Annotated in this window: 19 protein-coding genes; 11 read left to right on the top strand and 8 right to left on the bottom strand. The window is 72.3% G+C overall.

From position 1 onward, the window contains the following. Positions 1-13 precede the first annotated feature (13 nt). Entirely contained in the window at positions 14-1,555 is a 1,542-nt protein-coding gene (locus AB0H28_RS08305; protein WP_358035906.1) for a gluconokinase, read from the bottom strand. A 264-nt stretch (positions 1,556-1,819) separates the two neighbouring features. Between AB0H28_RS08305 and AB0H28_RS08300 the strand changes: the two genes are divergently transcribed. Further along, positions 1,820-2,974: a hypothetical protein gene (locus AB0H28_RS08300; protein WP_358035904.1), complete on the top strand. Its 1,155-nt coding sequence runs from the start codon at positions 1,820-1,822 to the stop codon at positions 2,972-2,974. Between the two features lie 129 nt (positions 2,975-3,103). Next, the gene (locus AB0H28_RS08295; RefSeq protein ID WP_358035902.1) at positions 3,104-4,441 is read left to right on the top strand and encodes a phosphotransferase; all 1,338 of its coding nucleotides are present in this window, start codon (positions 3,104-3,106) and stop codon (positions 4,439-4,441) included. Here the strand turns inward: AB0H28_RS08295 and AB0H28_RS08290 are convergent. Further along, positions 4,438-5,298 carry an AraC family transcriptional regulator gene (locus tag AB0H28_RS08290; RefSeq protein WP_358035900.1) on the bottom strand — a complete coding sequence of 287 codons (861 nt, stop codon included), beginning with the start codon at positions 5,296-5,298 and terminating at the stop codon, positions 4,438-4,440. The genes AB0H28_RS08295 and AB0H28_RS08290 overlap by 4 nt on opposite strands. 128 nt (positions 5,299-5,426) lie before the next feature. Here AB0H28_RS08290 and yidD point away from each other — a divergent pair, with 128 nt between their 5' ends. Further along, positions 5,427-5,795 carry a membrane protein insertion efficiency factor YidD gene (yidD, locus tag AB0H28_RS08285; protein WP_358035970.1) on the top strand — a complete coding sequence of 123 codons (369 nt, stop codon included), beginning with the start codon at positions 5,427-5,429 and terminating at the stop codon, positions 5,793-5,795. A 340-nt stretch (positions 5,796-6,135) separates the two neighbouring features. Here yidD and AB0H28_RS08280 read toward each other — a convergent pair whose 3' ends face one another. Beyond that, entirely contained in the window at positions 6,136-6,501 is a 366-nt protein-coding gene (locus AB0H28_RS08280; RefSeq protein WP_358035898.1) for a VOC family protein, read from the bottom strand. A gap of 35 nt (positions 6,502-6,536) precedes the next feature. Continuing rightward, on the bottom strand, positions 6,537-7,577 hold the full coding sequence (locus AB0H28_RS08275; RefSeq protein ID WP_358035896.1) for a hypothetical protein: 1,041 nt from the start codon (positions 7,575-7,577) through the stop codon (positions 6,537-6,539). A gap of 44 nt (positions 7,578-7,621) precedes the next feature. Here AB0H28_RS08275 and AB0H28_RS08270 point away from each other — a divergent pair, with 44 nt between their 5' ends. Then, a complete protein-coding gene (locus AB0H28_RS08270; protein ID WP_358035894.1) occupies positions 7,622-9,781 on the top strand; it encodes an MMPL family transporter in 2,160 nt (719 codons plus the stop codon). 128 nt (positions 9,782-9,909) lie between these two features. On the opposite strand, the gene AB0H28_RS08265 is transcribed toward AB0H28_RS08270, so the two are convergent. The 4 genes from AB0H28_RS08265 to AB0H28_RS08250 all read right to left on the bottom strand — a co-directional run bounded on the left by AB0H28_RS08265 (position 9,910) and on the right by AB0H28_RS08250 (position 16,287). Then, positions 9,910-11,031, bottom strand: a complete 1,122-nt coding sequence (locus AB0H28_RS08265) for a macro domain-containing protein (protein ID WP_358035892.1) — start codon at positions 11,029-11,031, stop codon at positions 9,910-9,912. Between the two features lie 113 nt (positions 11,032-11,144). Continuing rightward, the gene (locus tag AB0H28_RS08260) at positions 11,145-14,219 is read right to left on the bottom strand and encodes a DUF3427 domain-containing protein (RefSeq protein ID WP_358035890.1); all 3,075 of its coding nucleotides are present in this window, start codon (positions 14,217-14,219) and stop codon (positions 11,145-11,147) included. Positions 14,220-14,305: 86 nt separating this feature from the next. Then, entirely contained in the window at positions 14,306-14,863 is a 558-nt protein-coding gene (locus AB0H28_RS08255; protein WP_358035888.1) for a GNAT family N-acetyltransferase, read from the bottom strand. After that, the gene (locus AB0H28_RS08250) at positions 14,863-16,287 is read right to left on the bottom strand and encodes a helix-turn-helix transcriptional regulator (RefSeq protein WP_358035886.1); all 1,425 of its coding nucleotides are present in this window, start codon (positions 16,285-16,287) and stop codon (positions 14,863-14,865) included. The genes AB0H28_RS08255 and AB0H28_RS08250 overlap by 1 nt, the downstream gene beginning before the upstream one ends. Before the next feature lie 170 nt (positions 16,288-16,457). On the opposite strand from AB0H28_RS08250, the gene AB0H28_RS08245 reads away from it, so the two are divergent. The 7 genes from AB0H28_RS08245 (at position 16,458) to AB0H28_RS08215 (ending at position 20,498) form a co-directional block, all read left to right on the top strand. Continuing rightward, positions 16,458-16,928 (top strand): hypothetical protein, encoded by a 471-nt coding sequence (locus AB0H28_RS08245; RefSeq protein ID WP_358035884.1) that lies wholly within the window; start codon positions 16,458-16,460, stop codon positions 16,926-16,928. Between the two features lie 62 nt (positions 16,929-16,990). Next, on the top strand, positions 16,991-17,803 hold the full coding sequence (locus AB0H28_RS08240; protein ID WP_358035882.1) for a hypothetical protein: 813 nt from the start codon (positions 16,991-16,993) through the stop codon (positions 17,801-17,803). Between the two features lie 206 nt (positions 17,804-18,009). Then, complete coding sequence (locus tag AB0H28_RS08235) at positions 18,010-18,222, top strand: hypothetical protein (protein ID WP_358035880.1); 213 nt, start codon at positions 18,010-18,012, stop codon at positions 18,220-18,222. Next, the gene (locus AB0H28_RS08230) at positions 18,219-19,205 is read left to right on the top strand and encodes an oxidoreductase (RefSeq protein WP_358035878.1); all 987 of its coding nucleotides are present in this window, start codon (positions 18,219-18,221) and stop codon (positions 19,203-19,205) included. The genes AB0H28_RS08235 and AB0H28_RS08230 overlap by 4 nt, the downstream gene beginning before the upstream one ends. Then, a complete protein-coding gene (locus AB0H28_RS08225; RefSeq protein ID WP_358035876.1) occupies positions 19,205-19,477 on the top strand; it encodes a hypothetical protein in 273 nt (90 codons plus the stop codon). The genes AB0H28_RS08230 and AB0H28_RS08225 overlap by 1 nt, the downstream gene beginning before the upstream one ends. 144 nt (positions 19,478-19,621) lie before the next feature. After that, a complete protein-coding gene (locus AB0H28_RS08220) occupies positions 19,622-19,891 on the top strand; it encodes a hypothetical protein (protein WP_358035874.1) in 270 nt (89 codons plus the stop codon). Then, positions 19,884-20,498 carry a DUF6879 family protein gene (locus tag AB0H28_RS08215; RefSeq protein ID WP_358035872.1) on the top strand — a complete coding sequence of 205 codons (615 nt, stop codon included), beginning with the start codon at positions 19,884-19,886 and terminating at the stop codon, positions 20,496-20,498. Before AB0H28_RS08220 ends, AB0H28_RS08215 begins: the two co-directional genes overlap by 8 nt. Positions 20,499-20,545: the final 47 nt, after the last annotated feature.

Below are 20,545 nucleotides of genomic sequence, written 5' to 3'. Positions count from 1 at the left end.
GACCTCTGGTTGGTCAACGGGGAGGGGCGGTCGGTGACGGCTCCGGCGGCAGGCTCGGAGCCAGCCGTCGCAGCGACGCGAACGTGGGCACGAGCGCGTCGTACAGCTCGGAGAAGAGCGGCAGCAGCGCCGCGTAGGTGGCGGCGGAGGCGGGGTCGGGGCGGACCGTCTCCTCGATCCGGACCAGGTCGGCGGCGACCTCGACCGAGGAGATCAGGCCGAGCGCCTGCATGCCGAGCAGCGCGGCGCCGAAGCCGGAGCCCTCGTGCCCGGCCGGGAAGCGCACCGGCATGCCCAGCGCGTCGGCGAGGATCTGCCGCCACAGCGGGCTGCGGGCGAAACCACCGCTGGCGCGGACCTCGCGCACCTCGTTGCCGGCCGCGCGGACCGACGCCAGGACCAGCGCGAGCTGCTGGCAGACCCCCTCCAGCGCGGCCCGCACCAGATGCGGGCGGCCGTGGCCGTGGGTCAACCCGATGTACGCGCCGCGCGGCAGCGCGCTCCAGTGCGGTGCCCGCTCACTGAGCAGGTACGGCAGCATGATCAGCCCGCCGGAGCCGACCGGTGCCTGCGCGGCCAGGCCGAGCAGCTCCTCCTCGGCGTCCTCGCCCAGCTCCGGGGCGAGCGCGTCGTGGGCCCACTGGAGCACGATCCCGCCGTTGTTGATCGCGCCGCCGACGACCCACCGGTCCTCGGTCAACGCATAACAGAAGACGCCACCGAGCGGGTCCACGCCGGGGCGTTCCACCATCACCCGCATCGCGCCGCTGGTGCCGATCGAACAGGCGACCACGCCGGGGCGTACCGCGCCGAGCCCGAGGTTGGCCAGCGGGCCGTCGCCGGCGCCCACCACCAGCGGGGTGCTCGCCGGCAGGCCGGTGGCCCGGGCGGCGTCGGCGGTCAGCCCGGGCAGCACGTGCGTGGTGGGGACGAGCTGGGGAAGCTGCTCCTCGGTGATGCCGGCGAGGCGCAGCGCCTCGGCGTCCCAGGACAGCTTGTGGATGTCCATCAGGCCGGTGGCCGAGGCGACCGAATGGTCGGTGACCAGCGCCTCGGCCAGCCGACGCAGGACGAGGTCCTTGATGCCGACCCAGTGCGAGACCCGCTCGTGCAGCTTCGGCTCCTGCTCGGCGAACCAGACCAGCTTGGACAGCGGCGCCATCGGGTGCACGGGGGTGCCGGTGCGCCGGTGCAGGGCCAGCCCGGACGGCGCGGCGCGCAGCCGCTCCGCCTGCGCGCTGGCCCGGGAGTCGGCCCAGGTGATCGACGGGGTGAGCGGGTTGCCGTCGGCGTCCAGCCCGATCAGGCTGTGCATGGCGGTGCTGAAGGACAGGCCGGCGACCGGCTCCGCCAGCTCGTCGACGACCGTGCGGATCACCCCGAGCACGGCCTGGTAGATGACGTCCGGATCCTGCTCGGCCCAGCCCGGGTGCGGCTCCTGGAGCGGATAGCCGATCGAGTGGCTGGCGAGCTGCCGGCCGTCGGTGTCGAACGCGACCGCCTTGCTGCTGGTGGTGCCGATGTCCACGCCCAGCACGACGGTCGGGTCGCCCACCGGTGCACCTCCGCTCGCCGCCGGGGACACCGGTCCCCGGCCTGCGGCTGACGTTACCGACGAGTCCGGCGACCCGCATGACGAAGCGAAGCCCCCGGAAGCGGGCCGGCGCGAAAGGTGAATCGACGCACGGGATTCACCTGATCCAGCTGGTCAATCAGCCAATCGGTCGAATTAGTGACTTTCGCGTGTCTTCGTACCCCTGCCCGGCCGTTGATCCCGGTGACACCCCGATTGGTGGGCTCGCGCGGCGGAGGAGTCGGCGTGGCGATGACTGATTCGACGGGTTCCACATGGCGTTACCGGTGGGCGCACCGGCAGAACGAACGGCGGCAGCGCGCGTTCCGCGCCGCCGACGAGGCATGGCAACGCCGCGACGACGAGCTGCGCCGCCTGCGTACCCTCGCGGTTTCCTTCCACGGGTCGGTCCGGGCCGGCGTCGGCCTGCCGATGGAACTGGCCCCCGGCGAGGTGGTCTTCTGGACGCTGCCGGCCGCGCAACTGGTCGAGGTGCGGCACACCGCCGTGCTGCCGGCACCCGACCTGACCGTCGACCCGGACCCGCCGATGCTGCGCCCGCGCCGCCCCGAGGGGGTCAAGGTCGTCGACGCCGGCCTGGCCGTGCTCACCAACCGGCGTCTCGTGCTGCTCGGCGGACGGGGCCGGCGCGACTGGACGTACGGCCGGATGACCGGGCTGTCCCACGACCCGGCCGCGCCGGTCACCCTGATCCAGGTGCTGGACCGGCGGCGCACCTCGGGCCTGCTGCTGCCCACCGGCGCGGTGGCCGACTTCCGGTTCACGCTCACGCTGGCCTTCGCCGACGCGATCGAGCAACGCGCGGCGGTCGTCGCCGAACTGGACGAGCTGCTTGCCGAACACGCTGAGCTGCGCCCGCAACGCCCAGCGGTGCTCACCCCGGCGCAGGCCCGAATCTCCGCGCGGGTGCCGGGCGGCCGGCGGACCGTCGCGGTCGGTGCGGCGCTCGCGCTGGCCGTGCCGGCGACACTCGTCGAGTCCAACCCGTCCACCCGCGCCGGGTCGGAGCGCGCCGCCGCCGCCACCCCGGCGGCCACCGCCACGCCCGCACCGCCGACGGTCACCCCCGCCGTCGAAGCCCGCCCCAGCGCCAGCCCGCAACCGCGCCGCAGTCGGTCCGCGCCGGGCAGCCCCGACCCGCAGCCGGTCGTCGAGCGCCGCTGCGGCGCCCCACCGAACCCCTTCGGGTACGACTTCTGCGGCGGCGAGAAGATCCGCACGCCGGCGGCCGGGGTGTGCGACTGGTTCGAGTGCGTGCCCGGCTTCTGGTCCGGCCGGGGCTGGCTGGTGCAGTGCCGCGACGGCATGATCAGTCGCACCGGCGGGCAGCGTGACGTGTGCGCCGGTCACCAGGGGCTGCGCCGCACCCTCCGAAGCTGAGGTGTAAGGAGGGGCCCCCTGTTAACGCTTTCGGTATAGGCGGGGCCCCCTGTTAACAGGATCGGCCCCGTGCCGCTCCCGGAAGAATCCGCTCGCCTCCCGTAGGGGTGCGCGGCTACCGTCCCGGCTGTGTCCCGCACCGTGAACCTGCTCCTGGTCGACGCCGCCGGCCGGCCGCTCGGCGCGCTGCCCCCGTTCGAGGTGCCGGAACCGTGGTGGCAGCAGGTGGCCTCGGTCGTCGACGGTGCCCGCAGCCGGCACGGCGTCGACGTGGCCGTGCTGCGGCTGCTCGACGCCGACCGCCCGCATCCACCCGGCGGCCACGTCCGCTACCTGGCCCAGCCCCTCGGCCCGCCCGCCGGGCACGGCACGCCGGAACGCGGCCCCGCCGGGCACGGCACGCCGGAACGCGGCCCCGCCGGGCCCGGCACGCCGGAACGCGACGTCGCCCGCCTCGGCGTACCCCCGGGATGGGCGACGGTGGACCTCGCGCCGCATCCGCTGCGCCAGCCGTGGGCGGAGCCGGGCGGCCCGGCGCGCAGCGTCGCCTGGGCCACCGGCGAGCTGCGCCGCCTCGGCCGCCGGGTGACCGCCGTGGCGCAGCAGCGCACCTGGAACCTCTCCGCGATCTGGCGCCTGGACACCGCGCACGGTGCCGCCTGGCTGAAACAGCTCCCCCCGTTCGCCCACCACGAACCCACGGTCCTGACCTGGCTGACCCGCCCCGGCCATCCCGTTGACCAAGGGGTTCGTGTCCGTGTCGATCTCGCTGACGACACAAGCTCCTCGATCGTCGGCGCGGGGCCGGTGGTGCTGGCGGCGGACGGGGAGGGACGGGTGTTGCTGGAGCACGTGGCGGGGGAGGACCGGTACGGGGCCGGGGAGGCGGAGCGGGCGGGTATCGCGGCGGCGCACCACGCGGTGCAGGTGCGCTCGGTGGGGGCGGTGGACCGGCTGGTCGGGGGCGGCGTGCCCGATCTTCGCAGGTGGCGGCTGGCGGAGTGGGTCCGGGCGCGGCTGGCCGGGCACGACGTGTCCGTCGCCGCCGGGCTCCTCGACGGGCTCGACGAACGGCTGCGGCGGGTCCGCGAGTGTGGGCTGCCCGACACGCTCGCGCACGGCGACCTGCACCCCGGCAACGTGCGCGGCGACGGCGCCCACCCGGTGGTCATCGACTGGGCGGACGCGTTCGTCGGCCACCCCGCGTTCGACATCCTGCGCCTCACCGAGGGCCTCGACGCGCCCGCCGCCGCCCGGCTGGTCGCCGCGTGGGCCGACCGGTGGCGGGCCGACGCGCCCGGCTGCGACCCACGCCGGGCGCTCGACCTGCTCCGGCCGGTCGCGCCGCTGCGGCTGGCCGCCGTGTACGCGATGTTCCTCGCCGGCATCGAACCGAGCGAACACCCCTACCACGCACCCGACGTGCCGGCCGCGTTGGCGCAGGCCGCCGCCGAGGCGCGTCGCTAGACCCGGCGCACCGGGATCCACAGCTCCGCGTCGGCCGTGTCGCCGCTCTCGGCGATCCGCACCCGGGAGATCTCCGGCCCGGGCCGGATCTCGTACGGGTTCGACGGGAACCACTGGGTGAACACGTCACGCCACAGGTGCTGCAACGCCTGTGGGAACGCCCCGGAGCTGCGGAACACCGCCCAGTCGCCGGCCTGCACCGGCAGGCTGTCCAGACCGTCCGGCACCTCGGCACCGGTCACCACGCCATGCCAGTAGTCCAGCTCGGTGCCCTCCGCCCGGGAACCGGCCAGGTCGTCGCTGACGTTCACGATGCCGCGCGGTTCCTGGTCGGAGAGCGCCTCGATCCGGCGTACGGTCTCCGGGTCCACGCTCTTGAGGAACGCCACGATGTGCGGGTTCATCCCCTCGTGCACCAGCGGCACCCGCGCCTTCACCCCGGCGAGGTGGAAGGCGTCCTTGGTCACGATTCGGTAGTCCATGCTGGTGCTCCCTTCGACGACGAGTCGGAAGGACATCCGGGGCTGGGACCGCAGCACCGACCCGGCGCGGCGGGCCTCGGCCGGGCCGACGCCGTGCACCGCCCGGAACGCGCGGGCGAACGCCTCGTTCGAGCCGTACCCCCAGCGGACCGCCACGTCGAGCAGCGGCTCCCGACCGGCGAGCACGTCGGCGGCGGCCACTGTGAGTCGGCGGCGGCGCACGTACTCCGACAGCGGCATCCCGGCCAGCGCCGAGAACAGCCGCCGGAAGTGGTGCTCCGACACGCAGGCGACCCGGGCCAGCGCGGCCACGTCGAGCGGCTGGTCGAGCCGCTGTTCGAGGTGGTCCATGGCCTGGTTGAGCCGATCCAGCACCCGATGCTCCTTCCTGGTTACGCCCTCGACGCTAGGGTGCCGGCCGCCCACCGACCCGACCCCACCGGACCCGTTCCGGTCGGCTGGAGCCTCCGCTGGCGGGAGTGTCGCACCATGGCGGCGTGATCATGCGGAAGCGACGCCACAAGAAGAAGCACCGGGACTGGTGCGACTGCGACTGCGACCTGCTCGACTGTGACGGCCCGGGGTGCTGCGACCTCGGACTCTTCTCGACGTTGCTCACCCTCGGCTCGGTGACCGCCGGCATCGCGCGCACCCCGGTGGTGGACCGGGCCGGGCGGGCTGCCATCCTCGGCTACCGGCGGTGGCTGTCGCAGCGCTGGCCCGGAACCTGCCGCTACACGCCGACGTGCAGCGCCTACGGGCTGGCCGCCGTGGAACGGCACGGGCTGGCGGTGGGCGGACGGATGGCCGCCGAGCGGGTACGCCGCTGCCGCCCGGGCGTCCCGCGCGGCACCCACGACCCGCTGCCCTGACCGCCCTCGATCCGGCCTGCCGCCCGGCCCTCCTTGCCCGGGTCGCCTCGCCCGCGCCTGCTTCGCCAGTTCGGCGAAGTGGCGGTATCCGGAGCAGTCGATTCAGCCACCTCCCCGAGCTGGTGTCGATCATGGACCACTGGCCGGCCGGATCGGGCCGAACCGGGCCGCTGAGCGACACCGCTCCCGGCAAGACTGGCCCGTGCGGGGGACTGCCCGGTGCAGGAACGTCAGGTCGTGCCAGCGCTGCGCCAGCCAGGCCCGGCGGATGACGCGCGCGGGCGCGTGCTCGACCGGCTCGATCTCCACAGGTCCATCCTGCCTCCCGCCGGCCGGCGGGTCACTCGGGCCGGTGGCAGACCGCCTCGACGTTGTTGCCGTCGGGGTCGCGCACGAACGCGCCGTAGTAGTTGGCGTGGTATTCCGGCCACAGCTTCGGCGCGTGCAGCACCTCGGCGCCGGCCGCCACCGCCGCGTCGTGGAAGGCCCGCACGGCGGCCCGGTCGGGCGCGGTGAACGCGATGTGCACCGGCGCCGGGGCGGGGTCGGCCGGCGCGGGCTCGACCCAGAAGTCGGGTGCGTCGACGCCGTAGCCGATCGGGCCGGGCTCCATGATCCGCCGGCCGCCCAGCGGGGCGAGCACCGTGTCGTAGAAGGCGGCGCTGGCCGTCAGGTCGCGCACCGCTACGGAGAAGTGGTCGAGCACGTCGCCTCCCGCTGATCGCCGATGACCCCGCCAGGCTACGAGCCGGCTACGACACTTCCCGGCGCACCGACCGCACCCCCGCCCGTGACCTCGTCCGGCGGCGCGGACGCACCCCCGGACCCGGTCCCACCCGGACGGCGGCCGGTGCGCCGCCGCCGGGCGGTGTCCGCGCCGATCAGCAGGCCGGGAAGCGCGCCGAGCAGCCAGATCACGCCCACCGGCCAGTGGATCAGCGCGCCGACCGCGCCCCGCACCCGGGGCACCTCACTGAGCACGTAGGACGCCTGCGGGTCCGACGACCGGCACTCCAGCGTCCACGCGCCGGCCGCCGGCAACCGGACCGATGCGACCCAGGCGAACGCGGTGGCGTCACCGCCGAAGTTGCCGGGCGGCACGGAGACCGGCTCGGCCACCCGGACCGTCGAGGCGGCGTCGGTGAGCCGGCAGTCCGCGCCCGCCGGGGCGTCACCCACCCCGAAGATCGCGTACGCCCCGGGCGCCGGCACCGTGACCCGCCCGGCCGACGTGGCGTAGGGGCCCGTTCCGCCGTACTCGCTCGGGACCAGCCCGCTCGTGCTGCCCTCGGCGCCGAGCCGGACCGCGGACTGCGCCAGCAGCGCCCCGAACACGACGGCGAGCCCGCCGACCAGGTAGCCGCGCCGCGACGCCGGACGGGCCCGGCGCGGCAGAAGCCCGCCGGCGGCGTACCCGATCAGGGCCCCGACCACGGCGAGCGCCAGGCCGCCGAGCAGCGCCCGCCCCCAGCGGGCCTCGCCGGTCAGCGGCGCCACCCAGCGGAAGAAGGCCAGCGACGCGCCCAGCAGCACGGCCGTGACCAGTGTGGACGTGGCGACCGCGAGCGCCGGGCCGGCGGGGCCGCTATGCCGCCGCTGACCGGCCGCGACCACGGCGGCGAGCACCGGTGACGCGAGCACGGGCCACCACAGCGCGGGTGCGACCTGCGGGTCCTCCTCCCAGCGGTGGGTCCACGCGAAGAACAGCAGTGGGACCGACACGGTCGCCAGCAGCCACGCCGCCAGCACCCCCGCGCGCGCCGTCCGAAAAGGATTGCTCACCGCCGGTAGGATACGCGGGACACAGTCGAACACACGGGGGAACGATGTTCGAGCGGCTGGGCAGGTTCGTCGTCGGCAAGGCCTGGTGGGTAATCGGTGGCTGGGTGCTCGCCGCGATCGCGATCGTGGTCACCAGCCCGTCGCTGAGCGACATCACCTCCGCCGACCAGGAGAGCTTCCTGCCGCGCTCCTACGAGTCGGTGCAGGCGACCGAGCTGGCCACCGAGGCGTTCCCGCAGGCGGCGACCGCCACCGCCACCGTCGTGGTCAAGCGCGCCGACGGCAAGCCGCTCACCGCGGCCGACGAGGCGCGCGTCGGGCAGCTCGCCCAGGCGCTCAAGGGGCGGAACATCCCGCAGACCTCCGGCTATCTCACCGGGCCGCAGGCCGTCGCGCCGGACCGGTCGGTGCAGATCATCTCCGTCGGTCTGGACGCCGAGCGCCCCGACGACCCGAAACTGCTCGACGCCGTACGCGACCTGCGCGCCGCCCTCGGCCCGGAGCTGGCCGGCAGCGGCCTGACCGCGGGGGTGGCCGGCGACGTGGCCAGCTTCGTCGACAACGAGGAGACGTTCAACTCGGCGTTCGCGATCGTCGGCGTCGCCACCATCATCCTGATCATCGGACTGATCCTGATCATCTTCCGCAGCCCGATCGCCGCGCTGCTGCCGGTCGTGGTGATCAGCGTGGTCATGTCCGTCACCACCGGCCTGGTCGCCGCCGCCGGCAAGGCGTTCGACCTCAACGTCAGCCAGGATCTGCAGACCATCCTGCTGATCGTGCTGTTCGGCATCGGCACCGACTACATCCTGTTCCTGCTGTTCCGCTACCGCGAGCGGCTGCGCGCCGGCGACGACAAGCGCACCGCGATGATCGTCACGGTGCAGCGGGTCGGCGAGGTCATCACGTCCGCCGCCGGCGCGGTCATCGTCGCGTTCCTGGTGCTGCTGCTCGCCTCACTCGGCTTCTTCGGCTCGCTCGGCCCGGCGCTCGCCATCGCCGTCGGCGTCATGCTGGTCACCTCGCTGACCCTGATCCCGGCGATCGTGTCGCTGCTCGGCCGGTGGGTGTTCTGGCCGTCGAAGGCGTGGCAGCGTACCCCGAAGGCGAGCCTGTCCCGGCGGCTCGGCGGCGTCGTCGGGCGCCGGCCCGCCGTGGTGGCCGCGGCCTCCGGCGCGCTGCTCGTCGCGCTCGCCGCCGGGGTGCTCAGCTATCAGGCCGACTACGACTTCAGCGCCGGCTTCCCGCAGGACACCGAGTCGGCGCGCGCCGCCAAGGACCTCCAGCGCGGGTTCGCCGCCGGTGCGCTCGCCCCCACCGAGGTCTACCTGACCACCGGCAACGGCACCCCGCTCACCGACCAGCAGGTCAACGACTTCGCCGCCGCGTCGGCCGACGCGCCGGGCGTGGCCCGGGTGCAGCCGCCGGAGCGCAGCACCACCGACCCGAGCGTCGCCCGGATCAACCTGCTGCTCGACGAGAACCCGGTCTCCAACGAGGCGATCAACCTGGTCCGCGACGACCTGCGCGACGCGCTGCACGACCGGGCCCCATCGGGTACGAAGGCACTTGTCGGCGGGCCGACCGCGATCTTCGCCGACATCAACTCGGCCAACAACCGGGACCTGTCGGTGATCCTGCCGGTGGCCGCCGGCCTGATCGCGTTGATCCTCGCGCTGCTGCTGCGCAGCCTCGTCGCGCCGATCTACCTGGTGATCGCCGTGCTGCTCAACTTCGCGGCCACGCTCGGCGCGACCGTCTACGTGTTCCAGGGGCTCCAGGGCAACCCGGGCGTCACGTTCCAGCTCCCGATCACCCTCTACCTGTTCGTGGTGGCGATCGGCACCGACTACAACATCCTGATGATCGCCCGACTACGCGAGGAGGCCCGGGAGGGCCACGAACCGCACCAGGCGGCGGCGATCGGGGTGGAGCACGCCGGGCCGACGGTGGCCGCGGCCGGGCTGATCCTGGCCGGCACGTTCGGGGTGCTGATGCTCGCGCCGATCTCGTTCCTCCAGCAGATGGGGTTCGCGGTGGCGATCGGGATCGTGCTGTCGGCGTTCGTGATGTCGATGTTCTTCGTGCCGGCGTTGACGGGGTTGATCGGGCACAAGGCGTGGTGGCCGGGGCACGGGGACGAGCGGCCTAACGGTGGGGGACGGCACGCGGCGGCGGAGCCGGTGGGCGCGGACGAGGGCTGAGGACGGTCCGCCTCAGCGAGAATCGGCTCTCGCCGGGACGGCCGCTGCGCCCGGCGACGGCCCACTCGTCGTGGACCGTGCGCACCAGCCTGCCGGCCCAGGCGAGCGGCGCCGCCCACCGGAAGGGCTCACCGCGCCAGATCCGGCGCAGCTCGGTGAGTTGCGCCTCCAACAGCCTGCCCCGGGCGTTGAGCCAGGAGGCCAACTTCCTGCAACCGGTCGTGGGCCATCCGGATGTGAGCAGACGTGAAGAGCCGAGCCTTTCGGCCGCTCCACGTCCGCACCCGATCGACCAACTCGTCGATGTCGACGGCCGGTGGGTGCAGCTCGGCGGCGTAGTGCACCGTCGCCAACAATTCCAGGCTGTATGGCGCTTCGAAACCGTCGACGAGCTGCGCGAAGCGGTCCAGCAGCGCGACCGGAGCGGGATGTGCGGCGAACCAGGCGGAGATATCGTCGGCCGTGCTGTCGACCAGACGGACCGGTTGAAGTTCCTCGACTCTGGCTGATCGGTCGCCGAAGCCGGTGAGGTAGTGGCCCTCGATCCGGTCGAGGACGTGATTGAGGCTCTCCGCATAGGGGCCGTAGCGCCCTCTGGTGAAATTGAGACGCAGCGGTTGGCCGAGCACCTGGAGGAAGTAGGCGATCTTCTGAATCTCCAGAACGGTGACGCCGTCGCGCGGTTCGAGGGCACGGGCGCGTTCGACGTAACGCTCGATGGCGCGAAGCAGCGCCGCTCGGCCAGGAGTGAGCGCGGGCTTCTCCGTGGCCACCGGCATGTCGCCGGGATCGGGCGCACCTTCAGGAGGGAACAGCAGCACCCGGACCTCGGGAAGCTCGGCGAACGCCTCTTCGATCACGGGTCTAACCTCGGCCCAGTCCAGACCGCCGTTGCCGCAGCCGAGCGCTGGAATCGCCACCGACGTGATCTCTCTCTGGCGCAGCACACGAACCAGGTCCGCCAGCCCGGAGCGGATGTCCTGGATCCGCGAGTTGGCTCGCCAGTGACCTTTCGTCGGGAAGTTGATCACATATCGGCGCGGACCTAGGCGGGCCGAGTCGAAGACGAACATTTCGCCCAGCTTGACCTGTCGAGCCGCGCAGGCCGCTCGGTAGGCGGTGTAGTTCGCCGGGTAGGCGCGCTTGAACTGGAGGGCGATGCCCTTGCCCATGACGCCCACCGTGTTGACCGTGTTCACCAGGGCCTCGGCGTCGGCGGTCAGCAGGTTGCCGTGGTCGATGACGATCACTCACGCACCTCCCCTCGGCTGGTATCCGTAGTACCACTGCTGTCTGACATCAACGTACGCGTCGATGATGCCAGCAGACCGCGAATGCAATCCCCTCCGCGAGGCGCGATCAATCAGGCTGCGATCGCCCGAGCAGCCGCATAAACGTCAGCGGGCAGCGGGCATCCAAGCTCCCAGAGGATCCGCATCGGCCGGTCGCCGCTGTGCTCCCGGTACGTCATCGGCCCGGCGTACAGGTACGGCGGCGCGCCCAGGTCACGGTCGGCGATCCGCGTCTCCCGCACGAACAGATGCACCGTCGACCCCTGGGCGACGTGGTCGACATACCGCCACCCGGTCGCCGACGCGGACGAGGTGGTGCTCTGTGACTCCCACTGGAACAGCCGATCGGTGATGGCGCGGTCGGCATACATCGTGGTCGGCGAGTAGTGCTCCGCCGACTTGACCAGCGTGACGAAGAAGAGGTCCGCCTGCTCGTCCGGCAACCACTTCACGCCCTCACGCAGCGACCCCGGGTTCGTCATTCCGAACGCCGCGCACGCTTCGTTGCGGCTGTAGCGGGCGTGCACCCGCAACGGCACCCGCTGAGAGGCGGGCCGCTCGGTGACCCGGCGGATCCGATCGCGCAGCACCTCGGCGACCTGCCGCAACTCCGCGCAGCGCGCCGGCTGCGCCCGGAGCCGCTCAAGTCGGGCATCGCGCTCGGCCAACGGCGTCGACGGTCCCCAGAGGCTGAAGTGCAGCATGTCGAGCAGTCGCCCCGCTGCGGGCCGCTGCCCGGCCGCGACCTGGCCCATGAGGTCCAACCGATCCACGTCGTCCACATGCAGCATCCGGCCGATGGCCCGGCCGAGATCCCGATCCTCCGGCCCGCCCGGGGCAGGGTCGAGACCGGCGAGGCGCCGTAGTCCCGCCCAGCCGCCGACGCTTGCCGACCGGTAGATGTCCTCGATCTCCAGGCCCGTCTCCCGTAGGAAGGCGGGCAGGCTCACGTCGCCGAGCTGCCTCAACTCGCCCACCAGGGCGTTCTTCGACGTGGGCAGCGCCGATTTCAGGTTGGCGAGCACGATGTCCTTCGCCACCCGGTCCAGCTCGATGTGGCAGCCGCTGGGCAGAGACGGGAAGTCCTCCCGTACGGCCGATTCGACGGCCCGCCGGCTGACGCCGGCCAGCGCCCGCCACCGCAGGTCGAAGCGGAAGTTGGCGTGCTGCCCGCCGATGAAGTCGAGCACGGTCAGGCACGGCTTGTCGTCGTCCAGCCGCAGCCCCCGGCCGAGCTGTTGCAGGAAGATGGTTGCGCTCTCGGTGGGCCGCAGCATGAGGATCGTGTCGACCATCGGCAGGTCGACGCCTTCGTTGAACAGGTCGACTGTGAACAGCACCCGCAGCTCCCGCTTGCGGAACCGGTCGATAAGCGTGTGCCGTTCGCCGCGGTCGAGCGTCGAGGTCACCGCCGCCGCCGGTACGCCGTGCCGGGTGAACCAGCCGGCCATGAACTCGGCGTGCCCGATGCTGACGCAGAAGCCGAGCGCCCGCATCCGCCCGACGTCGGCGATCCGGTTGACCGCGTGCAGGATGAGTCGCGCCCGCGCGTGGTTGCCGGTGTAGACGCCGTCCAGGTCGGCCTTGTCGTAGCCCTGCCCGCGCTTCCACCGCACCCGCGTCAGATCGACCTCGTCGTGCAGCCCGAAATACTGAAACGGCGCGAGCAACTGCCGCTCCAACGCCTCCCACAGGTGCAACTCCACCGACGCGCGGCCGTCGAACCACCGCCGCACGTCCCCGCCGTCGCTCCGGTCGGGGGTCGCGGTCAGCCCCAGGAGTACGCGCGGCCGAAGCCGCTCCAACAACCGCGTGTACGTCGGCGCTTCGGCGTGATGGAACTCGTCCACGATCACCATGTCGTACGCCTCGGGGGCGAACTCCTGCCGGGAAAGCGACTGGATCGACGCGAACACGTGCTTCCAGCCCTGCGGCCGGTCGCCGCCGACAAGCGTCTCCCCGAAGGCGCCGTCGCCCATCACCTGGCGGAACACCGACCGGCTCTGCCGCAGGATCTGCTCCTGGTGCGCGACGAAGAGCAGCGAGTTGACGTGCCCGGCCCGCTGGAGCCGGCGGTAGTCCAACGCCGCCACCACCGTCTTGCCGGTGCCGGTAGCCATCACTACGAGATTCCGCCAACGCCCGTGCACCAGCCGTTCGGCGTCGAGATCGTTCAACACCTCCTGTTGGTACGGGAACGGCCGCACGTCCAGGTTCGCGATCTCGGTCGGTGCCTCGTCGGCGCGCTCCCCGCGCAGCGCGACGCGCAGCCGCTCGGCGTCCCGCGCCGGGTCGTACGTCTCGAACGCCGAATCGTTCCAGTAGTCGGCGAACGTCGCCTCGAACGTGTCGATGACGTGCGGCTGCTCCAGGTTCGAGATGCGCACGTTCCACTCCACGCCGTCGACAAGCGCGGCCTTCGACAGGTTCGACGAGCCGACGTACGCGGTGGTGGTGCCGTTGGTGCGGCGGAACAGCCACGCTTTGGCGTGCAGGCGGGTGGTCCGCGTCTCGTAGGAAACCTTGACCTCGGCGCCAAGCTCGGCGAGCCGGTCGATCGCCCGTTGATCGGTCGCACCCAGATACGTCGTCGTGATGACGCGCACCCGACCACCTCGGGCGATGAGGTCGGTGAGCGCCGGCTCGATGATGCGCAGCCCGTGCCACTTGATGAACGCGCAGAGCAGGTCCACCGCGTCCGCCGAGGCCATCTCGTGGCCGACCTCGTGCCCGATCCGCGGCTGGTGCCGCCCGTTGACCAGCAGCGCGCCGGTGGACAGTGGCGTGGACGGGCGGACCGGGAAGACCGGCGCGGCTGGCGGGGTGGGCGGGGCGGCGATGGCGTGCAGCAGGCGTTGAGCATCTGCCACCTGGTCGTCGGCCGTGACGGCGCGCGGCTCGGCCTGGGCGATGTGCGCAGCGATGCGGTTGGCCAGGCCGACCTGCCTGGCGAGCTTGTCCTCCCCGCCGCCGACCGCGAGCAGCGCTCGCCGTGCGAGGGCGGCGAGGTGGCGAGCAAGCACGTCGTGCGAGTCGGCCGGGTCAAGCTTGTCGTCCTGGACAAGTGCTTGGTCAACGCCTTGAAGCCGCTGTGCCAGTTCCTGCGTGATCAGATGCTCGTAGATGCCCTGCTCAAGATCCCCCACGGAGGCAAGCTAACCCTGACACAGGTTCTGCGGAAGCCGCTACAGCCTTGGAATCGGTAGGTGTCGGGCGGTTCGTCCGCCCGATGTCAAATCTTCGACAAGCGTGGCTCGATCGGCTTCACGCGGACGTCGAACAGCGGCGCCCCCTCCCAGGACGGGCGGAGACGCCCGACCGGCTGCCATCCCCAGGAGTCGTAGGCATGCTGCGCGGCAGAGTTGCCTGGTCGGACGAGCAGCGCGGCTCGTTCTTCACCCCGACTGCCAAGCATCTCGTCGTGGAGAGCCCGTGCGATGCCTCGGCGCTGGTACAAGCGGCGTACGACCAACTCGCTGACGCCGAAGGTCCGTCGACCGTTCTCGTTGACGAAGCCGTCCGGCACCGACCCTTGGATGCCGTCCCACCAGTGGGTGTCCGCACCGAGTGGGAACCCGTAGATATACCCGACCAACTCGTCACCGGAGCATGCCGTCACCGACGACCAGCCCGGTCGGGGCATGTGTGCCGCGAGCTGCCGCTCATACCGTTCGGCCGTGTAGAGCGGCCCATCGTCAGCGTGCGCATCCAGATACACGTCTACGAGTTGGGTCAGCAGTTTCTCGGCCTCGGTGGCGGAGTAATGGCGCAAACGTACGTTCTGCACCATCAGGCCAGCGACCCGTCGTAGACCTCGAAGAACTGCCGGGCCTCGGGAACCGCGCGATGTGCATCAAGGCCGGAGCGCACTTCGGCGAGCACGCGAAGGGTCCGCCCGGAACGCACCTGGTGAAGCTCGGGCAGGACAGCCAGCGCGGCGTTGGCCGCGCCCGGCACATCGCCTTGGCGGATCGAAGCCCTGGCGAGTTGGACGGTGGAATAGACCCGGTTGCGTCGGTGCGCATCAGGAGGGCTGGCCGTGATCGCCCGGAAGCAAGCTGCCGCTCGGTCCGGCCGGTCGAGCGCGAGGTACGAGAGCCCGTTGATGGCCCTGACCTCCTGCTCGGTCACGAAGGAGATGAAGGGCGGGTCATCTTCGTGGCTGCCTGCTTCGAATGCGCGGCGAGCCTTGGTCATCTCCCGATCGAAGCCGAACGTGTCCCGCAGGATGGCGTGGGCGTGAGCCGAGCGAAGGTGGAGCAGCGTAGTCAGTCGCGGTGTGGTCCAGCCGGCGGCGGCGCGCAGCGCTGCTTCGGCGCAGTGCATCGCTTCGGCTGGCCGCTCCTCACGGAGAAGCAGTGACATGCAGGTGAGGGCACGCACCTCGACGTGAGCGTCGTCGGCGACGCGCGCTCGAGCGATGGCCTCGTTCAGGTAGGGCCTCGCCTCGGGGCGACGGTCAGCGTCGATTGCGAGCCAGGCTGCCTGAATCGCCAGGTGTGCAAGTGCGCTTTGAAGCGCTTCGCCCACTGACCGGCTGTATGCGGTCTGTTCAGCCCAGGCGGACAGGCGCTTATGCACCTGCATGGCGATGTCACAGAGCGCGTCCGCGCCTACAGCCGCATCCGCCGAGCGGAACTGGTCGACGAGTGTGGCCGCGTACCGCACCTGCTCCATGCCGAGGTTGGGTGGCGGCTCCGCACTCGCCGTCAGCACGTCGAGGCCGGTGCTGGCCTGGATGCCGGCAAACGCGGCCAGGGCGTGAAATTGACGGCGATTCGTACTACCACCTTCTTCAACGCGTGCGACTGACACCACTGTAGGCGCTGGCCCGCGGGGTAGGGCGAACCAGAGGCGCCCTGGCGGAACCCGGAGCATCGTGGCCCAGTGCGCCAGCCGGTCGAGGTGCACCAGCGCCGGCCCGTTCTCGATCCTGCTTAACTGCGCCTGTGTGATCCCCAACCACCCGGCCACCACGCTCTGCGGCAGCGGGTTCCGCCCGTGGTAAGGGTGGTAGCGGTACGCCCGGATCACCCGCCCGAGATGCCGATCAGCGAGAGCCTGCCGCACCGGTTCGTGTTCCCAGAACGACTCCGGCGCCACCGGCGGCGTGCTCAGCCGGTCGCGTTCGGCGGCCTGGCAGGGCGCGCACCGGCCGCTGTCGTTGTCGCGGGCCAGGCGTCCGCCACAGCGGGGACAGTTCGTGTGTGTCACCGGCAACCTCGCTCTTCGCGGGTGGCTGTGTCCGAAATCGAGCCTAACCATTCAAACCGTTTCGTGGGGTGACGGTATGCGTGCCGCGCATATCGACGACGATCACCGCATCATGGCCCACGCCGGTCGGCCTGCCGAGTCTGTGAAGCATCCCTGACGGAAGGAGCACGATGCTCACGATTGACCGGGTCAGCGCCGGCCGGGCGCTCGTTTCGGCCGAGCTGTTCGACACGCTGACCGCCCGCATCGCCCGCGACCATCCCGACCTGGCCGCCGACCTGCCCGCCCGCATCCTGGACCAGGCGCTCGCCTTCCTCGGCGCCTGTGCCACCGCGACCGTGCCGCTCGGCCCGAGCGAGCTGGTCGACATCGGCTGGCACACGTTCATCCTGCACACCCGCGACTACGCCGACTTCTGCCGGCGCGTCGCGGGTCGGTTCATCCACCACCAGCCCGACCCGCCGGCCGAGGAGAGCGGGCCGGTCGTGCCGGAGCCGTTGGGCGTGCCGATCTCCCGGGCGGTCGACGCGATCGCCGCCGCCGGCTTCGCGCTCGACCGAGAGCTGTGGGGCGTGGCGGCGAAGTGCGAGACCAAGTGCCACCAGTGCCACGCGGGATGCCACGACAGCCCGACCGGGTGACCCGTCGCGCGGTGGTCCCGGGCCTACGCTGGCCGGGACCACCGCCGGCGAAGGGCAGACCGATGGCGCACCGCCACCACTGGGACGAACTGCCCGTGGCGGTGCGGCGCGATGTCGCGCGGCAGGCCGGTGCCGTCCTCCGCGTCGACCCGGTACTGGACGGCGCCGCCTGCGAGTTCGCCGCCGTCGTCGACACCGCGTACGGTCGCGTCTTCTGCAAGGGTGGGCCTGTCGACGGCCCGAGGGGTTGGGCGTACCGCAGGGAGGCCCGGATCAACCCGGTCCTGCCGGACGCGGCGCCCCGGGTGCGGTGGACGGTCGAGCGTGACGGCTGGTTGGTGCTCGGCTTCGCGTACGCGCCCGGCCGGCATCCCCGCCTCGAACCCGGCTCGCCCGACCTGGACGCGGTCGCCGGGCTGCTGTCGACGCTGGCCCGCCGGCTGACGCCCAGCCCTTTCGTCGAGGCGCAGCCGTTCGCCGAGCGCTGGCGCGGCCTGGTCGACGCTGAGCTGGTCGACGGGGACACGCTGCTGCACACCGACATGACGCCGCGCAACTTCCTCCTCGACGGCGGCCGGCTGCGGCTGGTCGACTGGTCCGCGCCGAGCCGCGGGGCCGCCTGGATCGACACCGCGTTCATGCTGGTCCGGCTGGTGCGCGCCGGCCACGACCCGGGTGCGGCCGAGCGGTGGGCGTCCCGGGTGCCGGCGTTCGCGGGCGCGCGTCCGGACGCGGTCACCGCGTTCGCCGTGGCGCTGGCGCAGCTCTGGGAACGCCGGCAGCGCACCTCACCCGCCCCGCACCGTGGGCCGCTCCTCGACGCCGCCCGCCGCTGGCGCGACCACCGGGAACGTCGCCACCTCTCCTCGTCCTGAGCGTCACCTGCCGTATACGCAGCGTGCATGCTGGCGAAGATCACGGGGTCATACGGCTACCAGGGACCAAGGTCGACAGTCGGCGTATGGCCCGGGGCGGGTGCCGGGCTCCGGCGGTGCCGCGTCCCCCGATCGCGGCTGCCCGCCGACCCCGCCCGCCCCGGCGCCACTCCACGACATCCACCCGACCCCGGAGGCGCCCACCGATGTCCGCCGTACTCGCCGACTTCCCCGTCCCCACCCCGGTCACCGACGAGGACCTGGCCGTCGCCGCGTTGGCTGTGCGCGTACACGTGCCGGAGCGCTGGCCACAGGGCCCGCTGTGCCGCAGCGAGCGCGTCCCGTACCCCTGTCGCCTGGCCCGCTGGGGGCACGCCACGCTGCGCGCGGCCGGGTTCGGCGCGGACGGGGCGCGGTGACCGAGGACGCGGGCCGGTTCTGGGCGGCGGTCGAGGACCGGTGCCCGGGGTTGCTGCCGGAGCGGGACGCGCCACTGCTGCATGCGTCCCTGCTGCGGTTGCTGGCGGGCGGCGACGACCGGGCGGGGCGCCTGGCGTTGCTGCGGGCGCTCGGGTGCGCGTACCGGAGCTTCGGTTTTCGGCCCTGGCACGCGGCGGCGGTCGGCGACGCGCTGCTGCCCGCACCGGGCATGCGCTGGTGGCGTGCGTGGCGGCTGGTGGAGCGGGCCGCCGCGCGGGTGCCGGACGGCCCGGCCTGGTGGCCGGTCGAGGTCCTCGACCACGACCGCGCCGCCGACACCGTCGCCATCCTGACGGTACGACCGTGGCGGCGGCTGCCGATCCGCGCCGGCCAGGCGGTGCCGGTGTGCACGCCGCGCCGGCCGGGGCGGTGGCGGTGGCTGTCGCCGGCCAACGTTGCCCGCCCGGACGGCACGGTCGAGTTCCACGTCCGGGCCGTCGGGGCCGTCTCCCGGAGCCTGGTCCATGAGGTACGCCCCGGCGAACTGCTGCACCTCGGCGCACCGCAGGACTCGGGGTTGGAGTTGGTCGACGACGGCGACGACCTGCTGCTGGTGGCCGGCGGGACCGGGCTGGCGCCGCTGCGCGCCCTGGTGGAGCAGGTCGCCGCCGCGCCGGCCGGTCGCCGGGTCACGCTGATCGTCGGCGCCCGCACGTTCACCGACCTGTACGACGCGATCGCGCTGGACAAGCTCCAGCAGGCGCACGGCTGGTTGACCGTCGTGCCGGCGTTCTCCGCCGACCCCGAGGCCACACCCGCCGAGCGGGGCACCGCGATCGCGTTGGCCACCTACCACCATCGGCCCGGACAGCACGTGTACGCCTGCGGCCCACCGGCCATGCTCGCGGCGGCCCACCGTTGGCTGCACATCGCCGGGGTGCCCGCCGACCGGCTGCACCTGCCGACGATCGGGGACCGGTGATGGCCGTCTACCGCAGCCGGCACGCGCTCGCCGGGCCGCTCACCCCGGGCCGGATCGAGGCGATCGAGCTGCCGCTGACGTCGCGACTGCGGCGCGGCTACCGCGTCGAGGACGTCGACGCGGTCCTGCACCGCCTCGCCTACGAACTGGCCGAGCGGTCCTACCAGCTCCGCCTGGCGGACGCCGAGAACCGTCAGATCAAGACTGCGTTGCGCAATTGGCAATCCGAATATGCCGACGTGGAAAAATTCACCGCCGGCGCCGCCTGGTGAACCCGCGCCCGCGGTGTGCCTCGACGGTTGAGCGCGCTGTTGTGAGGGTCGTGGAGATCTACTTCAGTTCGCGAAATCCATAGGCATCCGCGGGCCAGCCCTGACTAATCTGGGTGCTCGATCCGTTACTCCGAGGAGTTGACGATGGCTGGCCGATGGGAAGCGGAACCGGCGGCGAGCTTCGCCCGGCGGCTCGGACGGTCCGCCGCCGAGCTGGGCGAGAGCGGCGGCACGACCACCTGCCCCGACATCTGGGAACTCTCCAACGGTGACGTAGCGGTCATCGGCCGCGACCTGACAGGTGCCTATGAAGGGCGACTGCCGGACGGGGTCAACGTCGGCCGCGACGAGCGGCTGGTCGTCATTCCGCGCAGCATGATCCGCGCCGCCAAGCCGGACATCCCGGATGCGTGACCTCCTGCGAGCGGCGTCCGCCCGGCGGATGAGCCTGCCCGAGTACGAGGCCGACTTCTACGCCACCGTGGAGACCGTGGACGGGTTGATCCTCAAGACCGAGCGGCTCCAGACGTTCCGCGAGCCGGGCAGCCCGAGCTGGGAGGCCTTCGCCGCCGGCCGTTGGGACGAGGCGCTGCGGATCGCCGCTCAGCCCAACCCCGAGCTGGCGCAGTTCTTCGCCCGCCTCGGCGGCCGGGGCTCCGGTCTGCACCGGTTGCGGATCGTGGAGCTTCCTCTCACGCCGTACCTGATCTGGGAGTTGAACTTCCTTCGCTTCCGCGCCGAGGCCGGTGAGCGGATCCGTGTGCTCGACGCGGGGGCAGTGTCAGAGTTCGAGCAGGCGCACGGTCGGATACCGGAGCTGATGGTGGCCGGCGGTGAGACTGTCTACGACGTCCGCTACGACGAGACGGGGCTTCCGGTCGGCGCGGACAAGGTCGTCGAGCCCGGGGTCGTCGAGGGCTGCCGGTCCCTGATCCTGGCGTTGTTCGACCAGGCCGAGCCGTTCGACTCGTTCTTCCGGCGGGAGGTCGACGGCCGGACACCCTCCACCGCCCACCTGTAGCTTGCGGTGCCGCCCCGGCCATCCTCGCCTACTCCTCGGCAGGGTCC

It is taken from the genome of Micromonospora sp. NPDC050980 (genome assembly GCF_040653835.1).
GTDB lineage: Bacteria > Actinomycetota > Actinomycetes > Mycobacteriales > Micromonosporaceae > Micromonospora.
Note: the sequence above shows the minus strand (reverse complement) of the source record. Positions and strands in the feature narration are given on the sequence as shown.